The 22,607-nt window shown below is 45.3% G+C and carries 20 protein-coding genes and 1 riboswitch; of the genes, 17 read left to right on the plus strand and 3 right to left on the minus strand.

Annotated elements, in window-relative coordinates:
* Positions 1–593: 593 nt before the first annotated feature.
* From B9N86_RS05635 to B9N86_RS05650, 4 genes are all read left to right on the plus strand, one after another.
* Complete coding sequence (locus B9N86_RS05635) at positions 594–1,289, plus strand: response regulator transcription factor (protein ID WP_208918142.1); 696 nt, start codon at positions 594–596, stop codon at positions 1,287–1,289.
* Positions 1,282–2,289: a sensor histidine kinase gene (locus B9N86_RS05640; protein ID WP_208918143.1), complete on the plus strand. Its 1,008-nt coding sequence runs from the start codon at positions 1,282–1,284 to the stop codon at positions 2,287–2,289. The genes B9N86_RS05635 and B9N86_RS05640 overlap by 8 nt, the downstream gene beginning before the upstream one ends.
* Before the next feature lie 97 nt (positions 2,290–2,386).
* Entirely contained in the window at positions 2,387–3,148 is a 762-nt protein-coding gene (locus B9N86_RS05645; RefSeq protein WP_208920114.1) for an ABC transporter ATP-binding protein, read from the plus strand.
* A complete protein-coding gene (locus B9N86_RS05650; RefSeq protein ID WP_208918144.1) occupies positions 3,138–5,069 on the plus strand; it encodes an ABC transporter permease in 1,932 nt (643 codons plus the stop codon). The genes B9N86_RS05645 and B9N86_RS05650 overlap by 11 nt, the downstream gene beginning before the upstream one ends.
* 204 nt (positions 5,070–5,273) lie before the next feature.
* On the opposite strand, the gene B9N86_RS05655 is transcribed toward B9N86_RS05650, so the two are convergent.
* Positions 5,274–5,576 carry a DUF3055 domain-containing protein gene (locus tag B9N86_RS05655; protein ID WP_208918145.1) on the minus strand — a complete coding sequence of 101 codons (303 nt, stop codon included), beginning with the start codon at positions 5,574–5,576 and terminating at the stop codon, positions 5,274–5,276.
* A 243-nt stretch (positions 5,577–5,819) separates the two neighbouring features.
* Between B9N86_RS05655 and B9N86_RS05660 the strand changes: the two genes are divergently transcribed.
* Positions 5,820–6,827, plus strand: a complete 1,008-nt coding sequence (locus B9N86_RS05660; RefSeq protein WP_208918146.1) for an HRDC domain-containing protein — start codon at positions 5,820–5,822, stop codon at positions 6,825–6,827.
* A 53-nt stretch (positions 6,828–6,880) separates the two neighbouring features.
* On the opposite strand, the gene corA is transcribed toward B9N86_RS05660, so the two are convergent.
* Complete coding sequence (gene corA, locus B9N86_RS05665; protein ID WP_208918147.1) at positions 6,881–7,816, minus strand: magnesium/cobalt transporter CorA; 936 nt, start codon at positions 7,814–7,816, stop codon at positions 6,881–6,883.
* 109 nt (positions 7,817–7,925) lie between these two features.
* The gene (locus B9N86_RS30570; RefSeq protein ID WP_280174970.1) at positions 7,926–8,054 is read right to left on the minus strand and encodes a hypothetical protein; all 129 of its coding nucleotides are present in this window, start codon (positions 8,052–8,054) and stop codon (positions 7,926–7,928) included.
* A 201-nt stretch (positions 8,055–8,255) separates the two neighbouring features.
* A riboswitch (SAM riboswitch) is annotated at positions 8,256–8,387 on the plus strand.
* 124 nt (positions 8,388–8,511) lie between these two features.
* Here B9N86_RS30570 and metA point away from each other — a divergent pair.
* The 12 genes from metA (at position 8,512) to B9N86_RS05725 (ending at position 22,490) form a co-directional block, all read left to right on the plus strand.
* Positions 8,512–9,429 (plus strand): homoserine O-acetyltransferase MetA, encoded by a 918-nt coding sequence (gene metA / locus B9N86_RS05670; protein WP_208918148.1) that lies wholly within the window; start codon positions 8,512–8,514, stop codon positions 9,427–9,429.
* 37 nt (positions 9,430–9,466) lie between these two features.
* A complete protein-coding gene (locus B9N86_RS05675) occupies positions 9,467–10,645 on the plus strand; it encodes an aminotransferase class I/II-fold pyridoxal phosphate-dependent enzyme (protein WP_208918149.1) in 1,179 nt (392 codons plus the stop codon).
* 2 nt (positions 10,646–10,647) lie between these two features.
* Positions 10,648–11,820, plus strand: a complete 1,173-nt coding sequence (locus B9N86_RS05680; RefSeq protein WP_208918150.1) for an aminotransferase class I/II-fold pyridoxal phosphate-dependent enzyme — start codon at positions 10,648–10,650, stop codon at positions 11,818–11,820.
* Positions 11,821–11,953: 133 nt separating this feature from the next.
* A complete protein-coding gene (mqnC, locus tag B9N86_RS05685) occupies positions 11,954–13,087 on the plus strand; it encodes a cyclic dehypoxanthinyl futalosine synthase (protein ID WP_208918151.1) in 1,134 nt (377 codons plus the stop codon).
* Between the two features lie 212 nt (positions 13,088–13,299).
* Positions 13,300–14,238 carry a putative sporulation protein YtxC gene (locus tag B9N86_RS05690; RefSeq protein WP_208918152.1) on the plus strand — a complete coding sequence of 313 codons (939 nt, stop codon included), beginning with the start codon at positions 13,300–13,302 and terminating at the stop codon, positions 14,236–14,238.
* Positions 14,239–14,618: 380 nt separating this feature from the next.
* The gene (gene thrS / locus B9N86_RS05695) at positions 14,619–16,556 is read left to right on the plus strand and encodes a threonine--tRNA ligase (protein WP_208918153.1); all 1,938 of its coding nucleotides are present in this window, start codon (positions 14,619–14,621) and stop codon (positions 16,554–16,556) included.
* 308 nt (positions 16,557–16,864) lie between these two features.
* Complete coding sequence (locus B9N86_RS05700) at positions 16,865–17,446, plus strand: 3D domain-containing protein (RefSeq protein ID WP_425298601.1); 582 nt, start codon at positions 16,865–16,867, stop codon at positions 17,444–17,446.
* Between the two features lie 119 nt (positions 17,447–17,565).
* Positions 17,566–17,766, plus strand: a complete 201-nt coding sequence (locus tag B9N86_RS05705) for a hypothetical protein (protein WP_208918155.1) — start codon at positions 17,566–17,568, stop codon at positions 17,764–17,766.
* A 191-nt stretch (positions 17,767–17,957) separates the two neighbouring features.
* A complete protein-coding gene (liaF, locus tag B9N86_RS05710; protein WP_208920115.1) occupies positions 17,958–18,965 on the plus strand; it encodes a cell wall-active antibiotics response protein LiaF in 1,008 nt (335 codons plus the stop codon).
* A 4-nt stretch (positions 18,966–18,969) separates the two neighbouring features.
* Positions 18,970–20,064 carry a sensor histidine kinase gene (locus tag B9N86_RS05715; protein ID WP_208918156.1) on the plus strand — a complete coding sequence of 365 codons (1,095 nt, stop codon included), beginning with the start codon at positions 18,970–18,972 and terminating at the stop codon, positions 20,062–20,064.
* Positions 20,065–20,721, plus strand: a complete 657-nt coding sequence (locus tag B9N86_RS05720) for a response regulator (protein WP_208918157.1) — start codon at positions 20,065–20,067, stop codon at positions 20,719–20,721.
* Positions 20,722–20,867: 146 nt separating this feature from the next.
* Positions 20,868–22,490 carry a S1C family serine protease gene (locus B9N86_RS05725; protein ID WP_208918158.1) on the plus strand — a complete coding sequence of 541 codons (1,623 nt, stop codon included), beginning with the start codon at positions 20,868–20,870 and terminating at the stop codon, positions 22,488–22,490.
* Positions 22,491–22,607: the final 117 nt, after the last annotated feature.

Raw genomic sequence — 22,607 nt, forward strand, 5'->3', positions numbered from 1 at the left:
AAAAAGCTTCTTAATGGTGTAAATAGCGGATCTGTAGTCCGGAATGGCGGATGCCTTTGCCGCATCGGACACATGCGATAGAGTAGAGTACTTGGCTGTATATCTCTTTTAGAAAGTAATCAAAGTTTTTTGTTTCACATTTAATTACAGTGAATTTTGGAATGCGCAGTACAAAATTTTAGATCTGATATTACTTAACGACAATCTGGAGACAACGGCGATGGAACGACGGCTGACCACGTAGCGTGATAAATTAGGTGAACTTGTTGAGAAGAGAGAGCATCTTATAGACCACCTACATAGAGAAAATGAAATGATGCACACGTACGAAGGAGCGGAGAGGGCAGACGATTGTGGACAAGCGATAGCGATCGCCTAAAAGCTTTCCGTAGGAAAGCTAGCATCGAAAGCGTGTACCTCTGGATTGTTACCGATAAAAAAAAATCAGAATAATCTGGAGACAACAGCGATGGGAACAACGTCTGACCTCGCAGCGTGCCAAGAACAACAACTGTAGCTTAAATCTATAGCATCCAGCTAGGTTATACTATACACTTGTTAAAAGAATGCCAAGAAAAAGTGTGGTGACTGTTTTGTTTAAAATTATGTTAATTGAGGATGACATGACCTTATTTAAGGAGATTAAAGAAAGGCTATCACAGTGGTCTTATGAAGTGCATGGAATCCATGATTTTAGCAATGTCGTGCATGAGTTTACCGCGATTAAGCCGGATCTAGTTATCATAGATATCCAACTGCCGAAATTTGATGGCTTTCATTGGTGCCGAATGATTCGTTCCCATTCCAACGTTCCGATTATATTTTTATCGTCACGAGATCATCCTACCGATATGGTTATGTCTATGCAGCTAGGCGCTGATGATTTTGTTCAGAAACCATTTCACTTTGACGTACTAATCGCGAAGATTCAAGCCATTCTTCGCCGCGTATATAATTATAATACCGAACGAATCGAACTCAGATCCTGGCGAGGTGCAACGGTGGAATACGTGAAAAATACCGTGACTAATGATAAGGGTTCCATTGAACTGACAAAAAATGAAATGTTTATACTGAAGGTGCTTATTGAGCGGAAGAATCAAATTGTCAGCCGGGAAGATATTATTAAAAGCTTGTGGGATAATGAGCATTTTGTGAGTGATAATACGTTAACCGTCAACGTTAACCGCTTGCGCAAAAAGCTGGAGAATATCGCGCTCGACCCTTTCATTGAAACAAAGGTTGGACAAGGGTATATGGCTACGGAAGAGGCGAACTCGTATGGTTAAGAAATATGTTGTGGAGAGACGAAGCTGGATAATGCTTTTCTTGTTTCTACAGCTGCTTATTCTCTTCGTTGCCTTCGTTGATTCTTCAATCCCCTTTATGTCTATCCTATATATAGTGTTTTTGTCCACACTTATTTTCACAGGTTTTTTCCTTATAAGGTATCATAATGAAACCAAATTTTATAAAAGTATTGAAGTATGGGATCAATCGAATGGGTTCTCGGCGCTTGCAGAAGCAGAGAGCCCTTTTGAAAAAATTGTGGAAGAGAGCGTTATTGCTCAGAACGAGCTATACCGAAACGAACTTTCCCAGCGCCTGATCGAAGTGGAGCAGGAGAAAGACGAATTGTTGTCCTGGATTCATGAAGTAAAAACTCCTCTCACAACGATGCAGCTAATGATTGAACGCTCTAATGATGAAACTTTAAAAGGACAATTGATGTATGAGTGGCTGCGTATTCACCTGCTGCTTGATCAGCAGCTGCACCAAAAGCGCATACCTTTTATTAAAAATGATTTGTATATAGAGCAAGCTGCATTAGAGCCAGTCATTTTCAAAGAAATTAAAGAACTGAAAATTTGGTGTATGCAAAAAGGAATAGGCTTCGATGTTACCCTTCAGGTCGCCGAAGTGCTGACGGATGCCAAATGGCTTGGTTTTATAATCAGGCAGCTGTTAACGAACGCTGTTAAATACAGCGAAATCTCCGACATTATCATTGAAAGTGATTATGACGACGACGGTCAAGCCAAGCTTGTGATCAAGGATTTTGGCCGTGGAATTGATCCGAAAGATCTGCCTCGCATATTCGATAAAGGTTTTACATCAACAACCCAGCATCAAGATAGTGCTGCGACCGGAATGGGTCTATATTTATCACAAAAGGTGGCTGACTCTTTATCCATCCGTATAGATGTGTCCTCGGAGCTTGGGGTTGGTACAACATTTACGTTAACGTTTCCCAAAAAAAATGAATTTGTGAGTATCACAAGCATGTGACAGGAATGTCACATGCTTTTATGATTTGTTCGGAGAATCGAAGGATTTGTTCGGAGAGCTGTTTTATGATGAAAGTAAGAAAAAGGAGTGAGTGAAATTGGTAATATTAGAATCTAATAAAATTTATAAAAGTTATGGCAACAAGCTTAATAAGCAAGAAGTGTTGAAAGGCATCGATATTAGCGTAGACAAAGGCGAGTTCGTGAGTATTATGGGGGCATCCGGATCAGGTAAAACGACGCTGCTTAATGTACTTTCGTCCATTGATAAAGTGAGCCAGGGAACCATTAAAATCGAGGGAAAAGAATTTACAGGAATGAAAGAAAAGCAGCTGGCTGAATTTAGAAAGCACCATTTGGGCTTTATCTTTCAGGAATATAACCTGCTAGACACTCTGACTGTTAAAGAGAACGTGCTGCTGCCGTTATCCATCAAAAACGTATCCAAAAAAGATGCTGACCAAAAATTTAAAACGGTGGCAACGGAGCTTGGTATTTTTGAACTGAAGGACAAGTATCCCAATGAAATATCAGGGGGGCAGAAGCAGCGGACATCCGCAGCCCGTGCCTTTATTCATGAACCAAGCATTATTTTTGCGGATGAGCCGACAGGCGCGCTGGACTCCAAATCAGCTTCCGATTTATTGAATAAGCTGAGCCAATTAAATCAGAAACTCGCGGCAACCATTATTATGGTTACCCATGATCCGGTTGCTGCCAGCTACTGCAGCAGAGTTATTTTTATTAAAGATGGACAGATTTACACACAACTGAACAAAGGTGAGGAGTCAAGACAAGCCTTTTTCAATGATATTATAAAAACACAAGGTGTTCTGGGTGGTGTTCAAAATGAGCATTAACTCTCTCATCTTCCGAAATCTGAAAAAGAACATAAAAAATTATTTTCTCTATGTGTTTGCCCTGATTTTTAGTGTGGCGCTGTACTTTGCCTTTGTCACTTTGCAGTATGATCCGGCGATGGAAGAATTGAAAGGATCGATGAAAGGCGCTGCAGCTTTAAAAGCTGCCTCGGTCCTGCTCGTTGCGATTGTTGCGATTTTTCTTCTGTATGCAAACAACATTTTCATCAAACGCAGAAGTAAAGAAATTGGGCTGTTTCAATTAATCGGGATGACCAAAGGGGAAATATTCAAGATTCTCACTTTGGAGAACTTAATGCTCTATTTCGGATCCATGCTGATCGGTATTTTTGCAGGATTCTCGGTTTCCCGGCTCATTCTTATGGTTTTGTTCAAAGTAACAGATGTAAAGTCAGAAGCTACTCTAAGGTTTTCAACGGAAGCGTTAATCCAAACGGTTATTGTGTTTGCCGTGGTTTACATTCTCATCATGATCATGAATTATACGTTCATTAAAAGACAGAGCATTTTATCCTTGTTCCGTGCCGTTTCGACCACTCAGGAAAAAGTGAAAAAAATGTCCATGTTCGAGATGTTGATGGGGCTGGCAGGAATCGGGTTAATCCTTTATGGTTACTATCTATCGACGGATATGTTCAGCGGTAAACTAACACAAATGAATGAATTGTTTATGACGATGATTTTGATTTTGGGTTCGGTTATTATCGGGACATATTTGTTCTACAAAGGCTCAGTCAGCTTCATTTTTAATATGATTCGTAAAAGCAAGGACGGGTATTTGTCACTGAATGAGGTGCTGTCTCTCTCATCCATCATGTTCCGCATGAAGTCGAATGCTTTATTGCTAACGGTTATAACAACGGTTTCCGCTCTGGCGATTGGATTGCTGTCACTGAGTTATATTTCCTACTATTCGGCCGAAAAATCAGCGGAACAAAGCGTGCCTAACGATTTCGTTGTCACTAGCCCCGAACACAAAAAACAATTTACAGAAGCATTGTCAGCTCAAAATATTGTTTACGATGAGATTCAGAGAAACGTTTTACATGTGAATGTAGATGTATCTCAATTAGGCTCTAAGCTAGAGGGAAAGGACGCCGAAAGCATGGTCCTTGCCGTGGTAAGTGAAAAACAGGTAGAGGGAATGGACCTAACTCCGAAGGAGACACTTTTTACTGGTACTAATGATACAGTTGATAAGTTTGTTGGATTAAAAGAATCAGGAAACATTATTTTACATGGAAAGACCAGCTCGATTGAGCAAAAATTAATAGGAACCAGTAAGGAAGCGATACTGTCATGGTATTTTAACAGTGGCGGATTGCCTACGGCGATTGTGGATGATTCGGTCTATCAAAAGCTGGTTCAGGATATGGACCCTAAGCTCCAGAAAGAATATTCCGATTATTTCGGTATTGATATTAAGGATGAAACGAAGATTGAGCAAGCAAACGAGATTTTTTACGAATTGAATTTTGACGGAGAAGCGATGTCGCAGAGTGATCTCAGCACTACGCAGAAAGCTAATATGGGACTGATCATGTTTGTTGTCGGGTTCTTAGGCCTTACGTTCCTCATTACATCCGGATGTATTCTTTACTTTAAGCAAATGGATGAAGCCGAAGAGGAGAGAGGTAATTACACGATCTTAAGAAAGCTTGGATTTACGCAAGGAAATTTACTGCGGGGTATTCAAGTGAAACAGCTTTTTAATTTTGGTATTCCTCTCATCATCGGATTATCCCATGGCTATTTTGCTGTCCAATCCGGGTGGTTCTTTTTCGGGACAGAGCTGTGGACACCAATGATCATCGTTATGCTGTTGTATACGGCATTGTACTCTATCTTTGGGTTGTTATCCGTGCTCTTTTACAAAAAAGTTATTAAAGAGGCCCTGTAAAATCCTTAACGTTATAGCTTAGTTGGCATCGAAAGTATACGCTCCTTTGTCCCCGAATTTCTTCCGCTAAGAAATAAATCTAGAAATTCGGGGGCAAGAGCGATTGTAGGAACGATTCGTACGCGTAGCGTCTTACAACAGACGAAGGGGAATCCTAGGTCGATGGACCGTAAGGGATCCCCTTTTCTGTTTATTGCAAACTGATTAATCAGTAAAATGAGCATCTCCCAGCACCAGTGTCAGAAATTCACGCAAATCTTCTGCCTGATCCCGTTCCAGACTAAACGTGCGCTCGAGGTACCCTTCCTGCTCTAGATCATCGGCAGCCAAAATGGCAGTTCTTCCGAACTGCAGGTCGGTAACTAACTTCTTCCCATAGAAATAGTTCGTGGTCGTAACGGCCAGATCGAAACGTTTGAGTGATGGGCCGATGAACGTGACGAAACGGGTAGATGTGGACTCAGTACTATCGGATAAAAAATCAAGCTGCTGCGATTCCCCGGTCATATCGGCAATTCACTCCTTCCAAGGATGTTTGTTGTCCATTATACAAGAAAAGTTGAGACAACCTATATAACATTTTGATTTTATAACATCCCCATTGACGTTGTTACAAATTATGGTATCATGATGGGTAAACAGTATAACGGATGTTTTAAACGAGGGAAGCACCTTTCTGACGCTACGGCGGGAAAGGTGCTTTTTTTTGCGTTGTACTGATACAAAATAAATGACGGGAGGTTAATGGATGTGCAGATTGTTTTTATGAATCAGATGTCTAGAAATGATGGGGCGAGTGATGAGAACAGCGCACAAGTGTGGATTGGGGAGGAGGAAGGAATGTGGCGATTGGGCTGGCGAGATATCGAGCCAGATGGACATGCGCAGGATGATGATTGGTATGAGGGAAGCTCATGGCAGGAGCTGTTGTGTGTGTACCGTCACCGCCTTACCATGAAACTAAGTGAAGGTTACCGGCCGGTGATCGAAGGAATATTTCATGAGCCGGAAGATTCCAAAGGGAAGAATCACGCGGCCCTGAAGCTCCAATGCTACAGTGAGCTGTACGGATCGGAGGAGCTGTATACAGAGCTGTGTGCCTGGCGCCGAAGGAAAGCGGCCGCTGGACGTAAAGCCCCTTATTTTATAGCGAGTAACCGTGTGCTTCGCCTCATTAGCGCCTTTACGCCTCAGACAGAGGAAGAGCTGCTTCAGCTGCCGGGGATCGGGTCAAATAAGGCTGCTGAGCATGGTGCCGACTGGATAGAAATGACATCCAAGTTGGAAAGAATTACAGCGTTTCCGCTAGATTGGGTATTTCGTCAGCTGAAGGAGGAGGAGTTTTTGTCTTGGCTCTATAAGCAGAAAGAGCATAAGTATAAACAGGAACTGGAGAACTATCGTATGAGCCGGACGATGCTGATGGGCATAGCGGAAGGCTTGACACTGGATCAACTGAGTCAGAATACGGGAATGTCGCGCAGAGATTTGGTCGAACATTTGGAAGGGCTAGAGAAGGAAGGATACGATACTGAACTTCTTATCCGTATGGAGCTTGAGAGCATGCCGGATACGGAACAATCGGCCATCTGGAAAGCTTTTGAGGAACTGGGAGACACTTTTCTTAAACCAGTAATGCAGCGTGTATATGGTCAGGAACCAGCAGCGGAGGGCGGTATGGAGCAGCGGTACGAGCGTCTTCGCCTAATCCGGATCCGGTTCCGTCGGCAGCATTTTGAGAAGCGCGACGCCGTGTAGACTATGCCAAAACGGGTGCCTTCCGTGAATGGAGGACACCCGTTTTTAGCGTTTCATAACCATTCTTTTTTACGGAACAGATAGTACATGCCTGACCCGAGAAAGATCATAAGTCCGAGAACGGCAAAGTACGAATACTTCCAATGTAATTCAGGCATATTGTCAAAGTTCATGCCGTATATTCCAGTAATTACGGTAAGCGGCATGAAGATGGTGGTCATGGCAGTAAAAACTCTCATAATTTCGTTCGCCCGGTTCGCAATACTGGACTGATAAGCTTCTCGAAGGTTACTCATCAGATCGCGGTAGGTTTCAAACGTCTCGGATATTTTCACAGCATTCTCGTAAATATCGCTGAAGTACTTTTGTAGTTGATCATCGATCAGGCGCAGGTCTTTTTTGTTCAGCGTGTTGATGACTTCCTTCTGGGGTCCAAGTACTTTTTTCAGCCACAAAATCTCGCTTCGCAAACCGATAATTTCATTCAAATGTGATTTCTTGGTATGCATCAATATGTCTTCTTCAAGCTGATCGATGCGTGCCTCAATCCGGTCACCAACCGTAAAGTAGTTGTCTGTGACCAGGTCAATCAAAATGTATAGGAACCGGTCCGGTGAGTTTGCTTCATCTTCCCACAGAAGGGGCTTCACAGCCCGGAGTTCATGAATTTTCTGCTTGGTTACAGTAATGATAAAATGTCTTCCCAGAAAAATGTTCAGGGCCCGGAGGAAAATCTCCTCATCGTCAAAGCGGATGCTGTTTACTACGATAAAATAGTGGTTTTCGTATATTTCAATCTTTGGGCGCTGCTCTTCTTCACTCTGGGAGTCTTCAACTGCCAGGTCGTGCAGAGAGAATAGGGGCTGGAGTTCCGCCAAGTCTTCCACATCGGCATCGATCCAGTAAAACCCGTCAGTAGGGGCTGTAAGTGTCGTTTTAATGTCGTCGATGGGGGTAAAAACACCCGAATTCACCAACCGGATTTTCATCTGATATCACTCCTTTAATTCACTGCTTGCGCATACTCGAATAAAGGCATAGGGGTATCAGCTTACCGGTATACCGGCAGGTGTTCTGAATAATTCGGCATAAAGGCTTCTATAAGAGCGCATGAAAAATAACGCTGCCCGCCACCGGTGAGCTGATCTTGGTCCTATGCGGTTTTTCGTCACTCACATCCAGCTTATGGCTCGGGTCACCGTCCATCCTCCATGTCACCTCTTTCATATGGTTAATTAGCACTTGTCTAGTATAACGCTGGGGTTATTACCTTTCAAGGTGGAATTAAGCGTAAGATACTTCCTTGTACAGGGTATGGAAGAAGGAGGTGAGACGTTACATTTTTTTAGCTCAAAGCTTCTTGACGAAAAAATGTTCTTGATTTAAAGTAATAATCAGTATTAACAGATGACAACTTCATACAGCTAAATCTTATCAAGAGCAGGTGGAGGGACTAGCCCTATGAAACCCGGCAACCGGCGGCAATATCGCACGGTGCTAATTCTTGCAGGATGTACGCGACCTTATCGTTAAGGACCGCGAAATTCTGACAGATGAGAGAGGCGCATAGTTTACGTATACGTACATATGACCTTTCTCATTAGAGATAGGTCATTTTTGCGTTACTTTGGCCTTCTCTGACTTTTTGTAATCAACTATTTATTAACCCGAAGGAGGAGTAATTATGCCGATCAAAATTCCAGACACACTGCCTGCAAAGGAAATTCTTGCTGGGGAGAACATTTTTGTAATGGATGAAAGCCATGCGTTTCATCAAGATATCCGCCCGCTGCGGATTGCCATTCTGAATTTGATGCCGACCAAGGAAACGACGGAGACACAGCTGCTTCGCCTGATCGGTAATTCACCGCTTCAGGTGGATGTTGTCCTACTTCATCCGGGATCTCATACTTCTAAAAATACCCCGGCAGAGCATTTGGAGTCGTTCTATAAAACATTTGAGGAAGTAAAGCATCGCCGCTTTGACGGCATGATCATTACGGGTGCGCCTGTCGAGCAGCTTCATTTTGAAGAAGTGAACTATTGGAATGAGCTCACCGAAATTTTTGAATGGAGTAAGAGGAATGTAACCTCGACCCTTCACATATGTTGGGCTTCCCAGGCGGGTCTTTACTATCATTATGGTGTACCGAAATACAGTCTTTCCGAAAAATGCTTCGGTGTGTTCTCCCACACCGTAAACGAACCGACGGTAAAACTTCTTCGGGGCTTTGATGAGGTGTTCTATGCCCCTCATTCCAGGCATACCGAAGTGCGCCGGGAAGATGTCGAGCAGTCGGTTCAACTTGAAATTTTGTCTGAATCCGAGGAGGCTGGCATTTATCTGGTAGCCTCAAAGGACGGTAGACAAGTGTTTGTAACAGGGCACTCGGAGTATGATTCTGATTCGCTTCGGTGGGAATATGAACGGGATGCTGCGAAAGGATTGGACGTTGCACTTCCACGCCATTATTACCCGAAGGATGACCCGAATATAAAACCGCCGTCCGTTTGGAGAGCCCATGCGAATTTATTATTCTCTAATTGGCTGAATTACTATGTATATCAAGAAACGCCTTATGATATTGGACCGCAAATCTAGAGAGAAAAGAAAAGTAATGTTAAAAGGAGGAGCGAACATGGAGAAGAAACAACTGAGAATTGAAAGCAGGCTGGCTCAAATTGGTTCAGTAGAGGAGCCGGTGACGGGAGCCATTAATTTTCCGATCTATCCAGCTACAGCATTCCGTCACCCGAAGTTGGGTCAAAGCACAGGCTTCGATTATTCCCGTACGAAAAGTCCGACAAGACAGGTTCTGGAGGAAGCGGCGGCTGCATTGGAATCAGGGGATGCCGGGTTTGCCTGCAGTTCTGGGATGGCGGCATTACAGACTGTGTTCGCCCTCTTCGGACAGGGTGATCATCTTATCGTATCACTGGATTTATACGGAGGCACTTACCGTCTGATCGAAAAAATATTGTCCAGGTATGGAGTAAGCGCAACTTATGTCGATACGAATGATATGGACGCGCTGGAGCAGTCCAGAAAACCGAACACAAAAGCGGTCATTATCGAGACGCCAACGAACCCGCTGATGATGATAACAGATATTGAGGCTGTCTGTAGTTGGGCCCGGCATCATGGCCTGATCAGTATTGTGGATAACACGCTGCTGACACCGTTCTTTCAGAGACCTATCGAGCTTGGAGCTGATATCGTTGTACACAGCGCAACCAAATATTTGGGAGGGCACAACGATGTGCTAGCAGGATTAATCGTTACCAAGGGGAAAGAGCTGTCAGAGGAAATTGCCTTTTTACACAATTCGATCGGGGCGGTGCTGGGTCCGACGGACTCTTACCAACTGATGCGCGGCATGAAAACACTGGCGCTTAGAATGGAGCGTCATGAAAGCAATGCAATGGCTATGGCAATGTTTCTCAAGGAGCATCCGGCAGTATCCGAGGTATTCTACCCGGCATTTCCTGATCATCCGGGATATGAAGTTCAGCAGAAGCAGTCCAGTGGAAATACAGGTATTTTTTCTTTCAAAGTGAAGGATGCAAGGTATGTTGAGCCTTTGCTTCGTCATATCAAGCTGATTGCTTTTGCCGAGAGCCTGGGAGGGGTTGAATCTTTAATGACCTATCCGGCGGTTCAGACACATGCCGACATCCCGCTGGAGATACGCGAAGCTGTTGGCGTGGATGACCGATTACTTCGTTTCTCCGTAGGTATTGAGCATGCAGACGATTTAATTGCGGATCTGGATGCCGCTCTAAATGCTGCTGCAGCTGAAATAGAAGGAGGAGCATAGAGATGAGTCAAGACAACCAGAACAGACATCCCCTTAGATTTGAAACCAGACTGCTTCATTTCGGAGGAGAAATTGACCCCACAACGGGCGCTTCCAGTGTTCCGATTTATCAAGCCTCTACGTTCCATCATGAGGATGTGTTTGCCCCGCCGGTTCATGATTACAGCAGATCCGGCAACCCGACACGACAAGTGTTGGAGGATTATATAGCATTGCTGGAAGGCGGTGTTCAAGGCTTTGCCTATGCATCAGGTATGGCGGCAATCTCAAGCACATTCATGATGCTCTCGGCGGGAGATCATATCATCGTGACAGAGGATGTATACGGCGGTACATATCGATTGCTAACGAGCATATTGAACCGAATGGGCATGGAATGCACATTCGTGGATATGACCGATCTGGAGCAGGTGAAGAGAGCATTAAAATCCAACACAAAGGCCGTATATATGGAAACTCCTTCGAATCCGACATTAAAAATAACAGATATCGGCGCAATAACGGCTTGGGCTCAGAATCACGGACTATTAACGATACTGGATAATACTTTTATGACTCCGTACTATCAACGGCCGATTGAACAGGGAGTAGATATCGTTCTTCATAGCGCAACCAAATTTCTTGGAGGACACAGCGATGTGCTGGCAGGCTTGGCTGTTGCCCGAACCGAGAGCATTGGAGTGCAGCTGAAGCAGCTTCAGAATGGACTCGGAACTGTGCTTGGCGTACAGGATTCCTGGCTGCTGATGCGTGGCATGAAAACGCTGGGCGCACGTATGACACATAGTGAGCAAAGTGCTGCTAAACTTGCTGCATGGCTTACCGGACGAAATGATATTGAGGCGGTATACTATCCGGGTTTGCTGAATCATCCGGGACGCGAGATTCATGAGAAGCAGTGCAGCGGTTATGGTGCGGTCGTATCGTTTGATGTAGGATCAGGTGAACGAGCCAAGAAAGTGCTGAATGCGGTTAGACTGCCTCTGGTAGCTGTAAGCTTGGGTGCAGTAGAGAGTATTCTCTCTTATCCTGCAATGATGTCCCATGCTGCAATGGGAGAGAAAGTACGCCATGAACGTGGGATCACCGACGGGTTGCTTCGTTTTTCGGTCGGGTTGGAAGATATTGATGATCTTATTGCTGATTTGGATGGAGCACTTGGAGTGTTCAGATGACATAATTTGTAGAATGGCATCCAGTAATCTGGATGTCGTTTTTACTTCCTTTATGTGGTACGATGAAAAAGTTATTATATGTAGGCAAGTGAGATTCACTGTCTTTTAGCCGTGATAAGGGAGGATCCTATATATGAGCACTGTTAATAGTATTCTGGATAAAGCGCTGCGAGGTGAGCGCTTGAATCTGGAAGATACCGTGACACTCTTTGAGAGTGATGAGATTGAAAAAATCGGTCATGCCGCCAATGTTATGACCAAACGGCTGCATCCTGATCCGATTACGACCTTCGTTATTGGACGGAACGTAAACTACACGAATGTGTGTGATGTGTACTGCCGATTCTGTGCTTTTTACCGCAGACCGGGACATGAAGAAGGATACGTATTGTCCGATGAGGAGATTTTCCAAAAAATTCAGGAAACTGAAGATGTGAATGGAACGGAGATTTTAATGCAGGGCGGAACCAACCCAAATCTATCGTTCAGTTACTATACGGATTTGCTTCGCAACATCAAGAAACGTTTTCCTAACATTACGATGCACTCCTTCTCACCGGCAGAGATTGTAAAAATGATGGACGTGTCAGGGCTTAGCATGGAAGAAGTTGTTCGTGATCTACGAGATGCTGGTCTGGATTCGCTGCCTGGCGGCGGGGCTGAAATTTTGGACGACCGTATCCGTCAGAAAGTCAGTAAGCTGAAGGGTAGCTGGCGCCAGTGGATGGACGTCATGCAGACGGCACACAAGCTTGGAATGAATACGACAGCAACTATGGTTATCGGGTTGGGTGAATCGATGGAGCAAAGAGCTCTTCATTTGCTTCGGATACGTGATGCCCAAGACGAATGTATTCAGAACGGATGGAACTCCAAGGGCTTCCTTGCCTTTATACCTTTTACCTTCCAGCCGGATAACACGAACCTGAAGCGCGAACGCGAGACGCCTGAGGCATACTTGAAATCAGTTGCGATCGGTCGTCTGGCTATCGATAATGTTCCGAATCTCCAATCCTCATGGGTGACGATGGGGCCGGAAATTGGCAAGCTGTCTCTGTCATACGGCTGCAACGACTTCGGTAGCACGATGATGGAAGAAAATGTGGTTTCTTCAGCTGGAGCGGTGTATAAAGTGAACATCGAGTCCATTTTGAAGCTGATCCGCGAGAGTGGTAATATCCCTGCCCAGCGGAACACGAAGTATGATATTCTGCGTGTGTTTAATGACAATAGCACCGTTGATCGCGATTTTGTGATGCAGAATTAATACGTATCCTAACATTAAGCCCTCTCTCCCGATGGTATCGTGGAGACAGGGCTTTTTTTACGGTGAAACCGTTTCTACTTGCGTGACTTCATCAAGCAAACCCCGTCAGAACAGGCAGGAGATCAACTTGCTTCTTTTTCCAAAAATCAGTTCCGTATATCCCCCCTCAGGTCCCCATATACTGAAACAGGGAACCCGAAAGGAGCGATTCCATGGAACTGTTCAGCATATCGGTCAATACACGGACTGACGGTGAAAAAGAAGCCTTTTACCGTATCTTGTCAGACAAGCAGAAAGAGTTACATAAACAATGCAGGCAGTTGAAGTTTTCGTTCAGCGCTTCGAGAGATCGGGTCATTTGGACGTGTTCCGGAAAGCTGCCGCTCACGGCATGGACCTCATCCGCTGAGATGGTGCGCAGGCTGGTATCTGAAGCGGCAGCAGCTTACATCTTGGAGGAGAAAGAGCAGGATATTGCAGCCCGGCTGCTGCTTTCGGAATTTGAGTTCAATGATAATGAAGAATCCGAGCGTGTTCTGCAATGGTTTTTGATGTTGCTTGCAAAGGATGACAATCCGTCAGGTGATTATTCACAGCAGCGCAGGCGGAAGCTGAAGGACAGTATATTTGTCTGCCTGTCGGAGTCTCCTGATCTGAATTTGGATGGCTTTATGACCTTTCGGATGCAGTCATATGAACAGGAGCTAAGGGAAATGGCGGAGTATGCGGTAGATGAGTTCATGCTGGATCAGCAATATGAGGAGTTTGTAAGTCTGCTTAAATATTTTGTGTATTTTCAGGAGCCGCTTATGCCTTTAGTCCACGTCGTGCATAAGGGAGGAGAGGATTTCCTTCTGCTCGACGGCAGCCTAAGACCGATCGAGAAGATGCGGGACGAAGGGCTGGTTATGGAACGGCTCGATCAGGATATGGAATTTGAGGATATGGTCGTTAGTACGTTGATCTCGGTATCCCCTGCACGTATGATCATTCATACACGGGAGCCGGACCTTCCGGTTATTGTCACACTGGCACATATTTTTGATAACCGGGCGGAGGTGTGCATCAGCTGTCCTGAATGCAGCCCCTTTCTTGGAAGCTTGGCTAATGATGACTTGACGTTCCCGGCAAAACGGGATTATAATAACTGATAAATTCACGTAAAAAGCATCGACAAAGACATGGATCAAGCAGGCTAAGACCGACCAGAGAGAGGAAACAAGGCTGTAATTTCCTCCGGTACGCTATTGATTTACCCCTTTGTAGCTGCGTTGTCGAAATGTCCTTGGATACTGTATAAAGTGTTCTAGAGAGAGTAGGCTTCGCCGGTTCATTACCGTTACCCAATGCCAACGAAGGATCTTCTCAGAGCAGTAGATACATGACTGTTTCTGGAGATCGAACTAGGGTGGAACCACGAGTATAACACTCGTCCCTTTGCGGGACGGGTGTTTTTTATGTTGTCCTGCAGGTGTGGATCATAAGGATCAAACGTGAAATTAAACAATGATTCTTTCAGGAGGAATGCAGGATGGCTATTAGCATTAAGCTTCCGGACGGCTCCGTCCGGGAATATTCGGAAGGCAGCAGCATTGAAGATGTGGCGGCTTCCATCAGCAGCGGACTTAGAAAAAATGCCGTTGCGGGTAAATTGAACGGTCAAGTGGTTGATTTGTCTACACCTCTTGAGGAGGGCGCTCTCATTGAAATTGTGACCCAAGATTCACCGGATGGTCTTGAGGTAATGCGTCATAGTACTGCGCACCTAATGGCCCAGGCCACAAAGCGCTTGTTCGGCGCAAAGGCAGTTAAGCTTGGAGTCGGTCCTGTAATTGAGGATGGCTTTTACTACGATATGGATCTTGAGGAACCGCTGAATCCAGAGGACCTCCAAAAGATTGAAAAAGAAATGGAGCGCATTATCGGGGAAAACCTTCCGATTGTTCGCAAAGAGGTAAGCCGTGAAGAAGCACTCCGCATTTTCGGCGAGCTGGAGGACCCTTATAAGTTGGAGTTGATCAATGCTCTGCCTGAGGACAGTGTCATCTCCATTTATGAACAGGGTGAATTCTTTGACCTATGCCGCGGCCCTCATGTGCCTTCCACTGGCAAAATCAAAGTATTCAAACTGATGAATGTGGCTGGAGCTTACTGGCGCGGTGACAGCAAGAACAAAATGTTGCAGCGGGTATACGGTACTGCATTTGTGAAAAAGGCTCAGCTTGATGAACACCTCCATTTTCTGGAAGAAGCTAAAAAACGTGATCATCGCAAGCTTGGTAAAGAGCTTGAAATGTTTACCTTCTCCCAGCTTGTTGGCCAAGGCCTGCCGATTTGGCTGCCAAATGGCGCGAAGCTCCGCCGTACCCTGGAGCGTTATATTGTGGACATGGAGGAGCGTCTCGGATACCAGCACGTATATACACCGGTTCTTGGCAACGTGGAGCTGTACAAGACGTCCGGACATTTGGAGCACTATGAGGAAGACATGTTCCCTAGAATGGTTATGGACAATGAGGAACTTGTGCTCCGTCCGATGAACTGCCCTCACCATATGATGGTGTACAAGAGCAGTATGCATAGTTACCGTGATCTTCCGATCCGTATTGCGGAGCTTGGTATGCAGCATCGCTACGAAATGTCTGGAGCACTGACTGGTCTTCACCGTGTTCGCGCCATGACTTTGAACGATTCTCATATTTTCTGCCGTCCGGATCAGATTAAGGAAGAATTTGCACGAGTTATCGAGCTGATCATGACCGTGTACAAGGACTTTGGTATTAACGATTACCGTTTCCGTTTGTCTTACCGCGATCCACAGGATACCGAGAAATATTTCCCGAACGACGAAATGTGGGAAATGTCCCAGCGTATGCTGCGTGAAGTTGTGGAAAGCTTGGATATGCCGTTTTACGAAGCGGAAGGTGAAGCCGCATTCTATGGTCCAAAGCTGGACGTTCAGGTTCGTACGGCGCTCGGCAAGGAGGAGACTTTGTCCACTGTTCAACTGGACTTCCTGCTTCCGGAACGTTTTGAGCTTGAATATGTAGGCGACGACGGACAAAAGCATCGCCCGGTCGTTATCCACCGCGGTATTCTTGGAACGATGGAACGGTTTACGGCATTCCTGCTGGAGAACTTTGCCGGAGCATTGCCATTGTGGCTTTCTCCTGTACAGGTTAAAGTCATTCCGGTATCGACTGCTTTCGAAGATTACGCGAAGGAAGTGGCAGACCGACTCAAGTTAGCAGGCGTTTCCGTAGAACCAGATTTGCGTAATGAGAAGCTCGGTTACAAAATCCGTGAAGCACAGCTTGAAAAAGTGCCGTACATGTTCATCGTAGGAGAGAATGAGATGAATGCAAAAGCTGTATCCGTACGTAAGCGTGGTGAAGGAGATCTTGGCGCTCAAGTTCTAGATGAAGTCATACTCAAGCTCCAAGAAGAGATCAACAACCGCGTAGTTTAATTTTTCGAACATCTCTTGAAACAAGTAATATAGATATCTCATAGGCCTCTGTCATGTAACGTATAAACCTTTTGGAAAATGGGAAACCTCACTAGCAAGGGGGAGGTTCTCAAATGAACAATTGGAAAACATGGCAGAGGTTTTTAATATGCATTTTACTATCAGGGTTCTTGTATAGCTTTGGCACATCTGAAACAAACGCTTCAACGATGACGCCGGTGTCTCCAGATTCTTATGGATTCAGTGTTCGTGATCAGTTGCAAGCAGGCGGTGAAGAAGAGGTCATTGAAGGAAGCAACTTTAGCGAGATGTCGAGTTTTTATGCATTCAGTGCTGTAGGACTTGGGAATATCAATCACTACTTGCTACCGCCGCAGTTATCGGCAGAGAATGAGGATAACGAAGCCAAACAACACAACAAAAAACGGGTGCCTTCCATGGCGGTTTCAGCTCCAAAGGAAGATCAAGTTCTCCGTACTGTAAAAGTAACAGCTACCGGTTATACCGCGGGTTATGAATCAACCGGCAAAAACCCGGGACATCCGCAGTACGGGCTCACCTACTCTGGCGTAAAGGTTAAGCGGGATAAAAACAAGGTGTCGACAATTGCAGCTGATCCGGATGTGTTTCCTATGGGAAGTATTTTGTACATTCCTGATTATGGTTACGGTGTAGTAGCTGACACTGGTTCTGCTATTAAAGGTGAAAAGATTGATCTATACTTTGCCACTACGAAGCAGGTATTTAAAGAATGGGGCAAAAAGGACGTCGAGGTACAGGTAATTAAACGCGGAAACGGCAAATGTACTGAAGAAATGTTGCACAGACTTGACGAAGCAATTGAAACGTACCGGTTTCTGCCTTCTTCCGTGTTGGAAGAAGCTATCTAAGGTAGGATATTACATTCTCGGTTAGCTGGAATAATGGCCGCCTGTCCATCACATACTATTGTTCGGGGAGACGTTCCCCGAAGAGGATGATGGTATTGCTGAACAGGGAGGTGAATACCGTGGCTAAGAAAAGCAAAGTGCAGGAAAACTACAAAACCCCAAACGAAAAGTTTAATGCCGAGTTTGCTGAGGAGAATAGCACTTCTGTCTCCCAAAAAGGCTCCCAGAAAGTTCAAGAGAACTTTAAGACGCCAAACGAAAAGTTTGACGCTGAGTTTGCCGAGTTCGGCGAGAGTAGCACAAACAGAGCTAACCGCTAAACATCAGCATCATATGCTTAACGCAAACAAGACCTTCGCAAATATATGCGGGGGTCTTGTTTTTCCATAATGATCCATTTGCCTCGGTCCCGAGACCGAGGCATGTTTCATCCCGCCGCCGCTATCCATGCAGTATCACTTGTTGTACACTGTAATCAAAGGAAAAATACGAAATGAAAAGCAGGAGGATGCTGCATATGAATAGAAGAGGATGGAACCAACTGACTGGCGGGCTTCTTCTCATTGGCGTGGGAGTGTACTTTATACTTCAACAAATGGGCGTTATTGATTTGAATCTAGGACACCTGATTTCCACATATTGGCCAGTAATTCTGATTTGGGTCGGACTGCAGGGATTTATGTCTCGTCCGAAACATGGAGGAGCGATGTGGGGATCAATAGTGCCGCTGATTATCGGTCTGTTTTTTCTTGGACGGAACTTAGACATGGTCGACTTTTCGTTTGGGGACCTGGTAAAATATGCGCTTCCTGTCATATTAATCGGGTATGGGTTATCAGTCATTTTTAAGCCAAAGAATCACCAACCGCCAAGTCCACCCAAGCACTATAAAAGGGAAGAGGACAAAAGAGTGAATGATATCCCAGAGGTTCCGCAAGCACCGAAAATGGAATCTTCGCTGGATGAAATGTTTGAACGGACTTTTGGAAAAAAGAAAGACCGGGAGAAAGATTCTAGACCGGAGCAGGAGGAATTCATCATCCATGAACAGCATCATCATAAGGCTCATCATAAGTATGATCATAAAGAGTACAGAGAGCGTAAGGAAAGCTGGAATGACCATGGATGGAATCATGGCGATACGATAAATAAATCAGCCTTTATCGGCGACGTGCATATGGGGAATGAATATTTCACCCTCAAACCGACTAACATTTCGCAGTTTATTGGGGATACGGTGCTGGATTTAACCAAAGCTCAAATTCCTTATGGGGAAACCAAAATCAATATTTCGGCTTTTATCGGAGATGTTAAGGTGTTTGTTCCTAATGATTCGGATCTTGGCGTATATGTACAAACGAGTTCATTTATCGGCGATATGTCGGTTCTTGGGCAGACCCGCAGCGGTTTCATGAGCAGCGCTGGGATGGAAAGCCCGCACTACAGGGAAGCAGGAAAGAAGCTTCGTATCAACGTCAGCGTATTTATTGGTGATGTAAAAGTGAACAAGGTAGGGTAAGAATATGAGTTTTATTAAGAACACTAAGTGGGTGCTAATGCTTTACTTTTTGTTGATTGGAGCTGCGGTGGCTGTGTTTTTATATGTCGCAGACCAAGGAGGGTACATTATAATTGAAGATAACCGGCTGTGGGTCTATTACACGGTCGGTATCGTTCTGTTTACAGGAATTGCGGGATATATCGCAGGCCAGCGTATTCAGAGGCCGCTGGACCTGCTGCATTTGAATATGCTGCAGGTTGCTAAGGGCAATCTGACTGTACGGATGCCGGCTGCGGAGGATGCTTCATTTGCACGGGTGTATGGAGAATTTAATGGTATGACAGAAGCGCTTGAGAAGAAAATGAAAATTCTTCAGCGGCTTGGGGAACAGGATGTTATTGAAAAAGAAATCGCTGCGGAAGCTGCTGTTCTGGAAGAACGCAGAAGAATGGCCCGGGATTTGCATGACACGGTCAGTCAGCAGCTGTTCGCTATTCATATGTCGGCATCCTCTCTGCCAGGTGTCATGAAAAAAAATCCGGAGCATGGCGATAAAGTGTTGGAGCAGTTGATCTCGATGTCACATACAGCCCAGAAACAAATGAGAGCTTTAATCGCTCAGCTGCGACCGGTCGAGCTTGAGGGAAAAACATTGGAAGAAGCGCTGGAGCGTTGGTTTCCTGACTATTGCCGTCAAAACAGCTTAAAAGGTGTGAAGGATGTTGAGCTGTATGACGGGCTATCCGAAGCGATAGAGCATCAGCTCTTTCTCATTATTCAGGAGGCTGTGGCTAACATTGTGAAGCATGCCGGTGCGAGTCTTGTGAGCATGTCGCTCCGTGAGGAACAGAAACGGGTCGTGTTAAGCATAAGCGACGACGGAATGGGCTTTGATGAAATGACACAAAGACAGGGCTCGTATGGCTTGTCTACGATGCGTGAACGGGCCGAAAAACTAGGAGGCCAAGTGGATATCATCAGCCGCCGGGGGGCTGGAACGACTGTCAGAGTACATATACCGTTGTTTGAAAATTTGGGTGAGGATGAAGGACGCGCTGATTCTGGTGAAAAAAGTCGGGACGGGCTGGATTCATCAGGAGCGATAGGGGGAGAATAAATGAGTGTGATCAAAATACTGCTTGTTGATGATCATGATATGGTTCGGATGGGATTGAAAACGTATTTGTCACTGGATCCGTCTTTTGAAGTGATCGGGGAAGCTGCAAATGGATTAGAAGTACTTGAATATCTTAGAAACGTTGAGGTGGAGACCAAGCCTGATCTGATATTGATGGATCTGATGATGCCCGTTATGAACGGAGCCGAAACGACACGGGCGGTCATGACGGAATTTCCAGAGCAGAAGATTGTCATCCTGACAAGCTTTTTGGAGGATAACCTGGTGGTGGAATGCGTTGAAGCGGGCGCGGTCAGTTATGTGCTGAAAACCGTTTCTGCAGATGAACTTATCTATGCTCTGCAGGGTGCATACCGGGGGATGCCTGTTATGACGAAGGATGTATCGGAAGCTTTGACCCGGGGAATCCGCCAACATATGGTTCAGGAAGATCACTCGGGACTTACGGAACGTGAGAAGGAAGTGCTTCTACTTATAGCCGAAGGAAAAAGCAACAAGGAAATTGGCGAAGAACTTCATATCAGTATTAAAACGGTCAAAACTCATGTCAGTAATCTGCTGATGAAATGCGAGCTGGATGACCGGACACAGCTGGCTATTTACGCTCACCGAAAAGGATGGGTTAATACAAACTGATTGTAAATTTTATTTTTTTGTTTTATCCGTTTTTATCTCCCTTTTAATTGTTTTTAAGGTGTTATTAAGGTTTATAGTACACAATAAGAACAGATAAAACATTAAACACCTGCAGATGGTCAGGTGATCTAATAGGAGGTAAGAATATGGACGATCAGAGAAATCGGTTTGGTCAGAATGATGAGGAACAAACCAATGAGCCGCAAGAACGTCTGGATCAGTCATCGGACAACTCTTCTTATTATTATTCGTATGGCCCGTTTAAGTCTATCAGTGGTGAAGATGACCGGAATGAAGGGCATGATTCTAATGGACGACGTGAACCGCAAGAAGTGGAGATCACAGCTCCACAGCCGGTAAGACCCGTCCCATCCCCAAGCTATTCAGCCGGAGCTTCTGGCCAGGGAGATGGAGGTGGAAACGGCAGAGGGGGTTCCCTTCCAGAGAAGACCTCGAGCGGACAATGGAACTTCAATCATAAACCAAAGAGTTCTGTTAAAACAGTGCTCCTGTCATTCCTTGCAGGTATGCTCGTTATTACCGGTCTGATGTTTGCAGCAGACAGAGCTAATCTGTTCACTCCTGAAGCCGCAATCATGTCCCAGGCAGCCGGAAATGAGAACGTAAAGTCGGCTCTGGCACCTGCAGATGAGAACAGTGCTTCTACGACGTCAGCGCAAATCCCTTCTAACCCCGGCGATGTAGCGTCCGTAGTTGATGAAGCGAGTCCTGCCGTCGTACTGATTGAAACGCTTGTAAAGAGTAATGGGCAAAGACAAAACAGCTCGAATATGGATGATCCGTTATTCCGTTACTTCTTCGGCGATCAGTCGAACCAAGGAAGCAACGGCAGCAATGAAGGCAGCAACAATGAATCTTCTCAGCTGCAGCCATCTGGTATCGGTTCCGGATTTATTTTCGACAAGTCCGGATACATTTTAACGAATGAGCACGTGGTTCACGGCGCTGATGTCATTCAAGTTACTCTCCAGGATAACAAAAAACCTTATGAAGCCAAACTGCTTGGCTCGAGTTATGAGCTGGACTTAGCCGTATTGAAAATCGAAGGAGATGGAGATTTTCCAGCTGTAAATCTCGGAGATTCGGATGATCTGAAAGTCGGAGAGTGGCTGGTTGCCATTGGTAACCCGCATGGTTTTGAACATACGGTAACAGCCGGTGTACTTAGCTCCAAAGAGCGTGATATTGATATTTCAGGTCAGAATGGTGAGAAGGACCGGAACTATGAACATCTGCTGCAAACCGATGCTTCAATTAACCCCGGAAACTCAGGCGGCCCACTGCTTAACTTGAAGGGTGAGGTCATCGGCATGAATGTCGCAGTTAGTTCAGAGGCGCAGGGTATCGGATTCGCGATCCCTTCCAAGACGATCAGCGAAGTTCTGGATTATCTCAAAAATGATCAAGAGGTTCCGAAAACCCCAATTCCTTTCATCGGAGCAAGACTTGGAACCTTGACACCGCAAGTATCTCAGCAGCTCGGTACGGATGTGACGGAAGGTTCTTATGTTGATAGTATTGTATTCCGTTCCCCGGCTTATGAAGCGGATCTCCGCCAGTATGATATTGTCACAGGAGCTGATGGGACGAAATACGCTACATCCCAGGATTTGATTGAGTTTATTCAATCGAAGAAAGTCGGGGATAAGATTACGCTGAATGTGGTGCGGAACGGGAAGAAACTGGATCTGCCGTTAACGATCGGTGACCGGAATGAATTCGAAACTTCCCAGCAGCAACAGCCATAAAGAAAACAAGGAGACAAGCGGAAGGGAGAGTCCCTTCCGCTTGTGCTGTTCTCTAGGGCATGGATATAATGGGGTTGTAAGAGAAACGATAGAACACAAATAAGAGGAGATATCCGA

The sequence above is a fragment of the Paenibacillus uliginis N3/975 genome (genome assembly GCF_900177425.1).
Lineage (GTDB): Bacteria > Bacillota > Bacilli > Paenibacillales > Paenibacillaceae > Paenibacillus_AQ > Paenibacillus_AQ uliginis.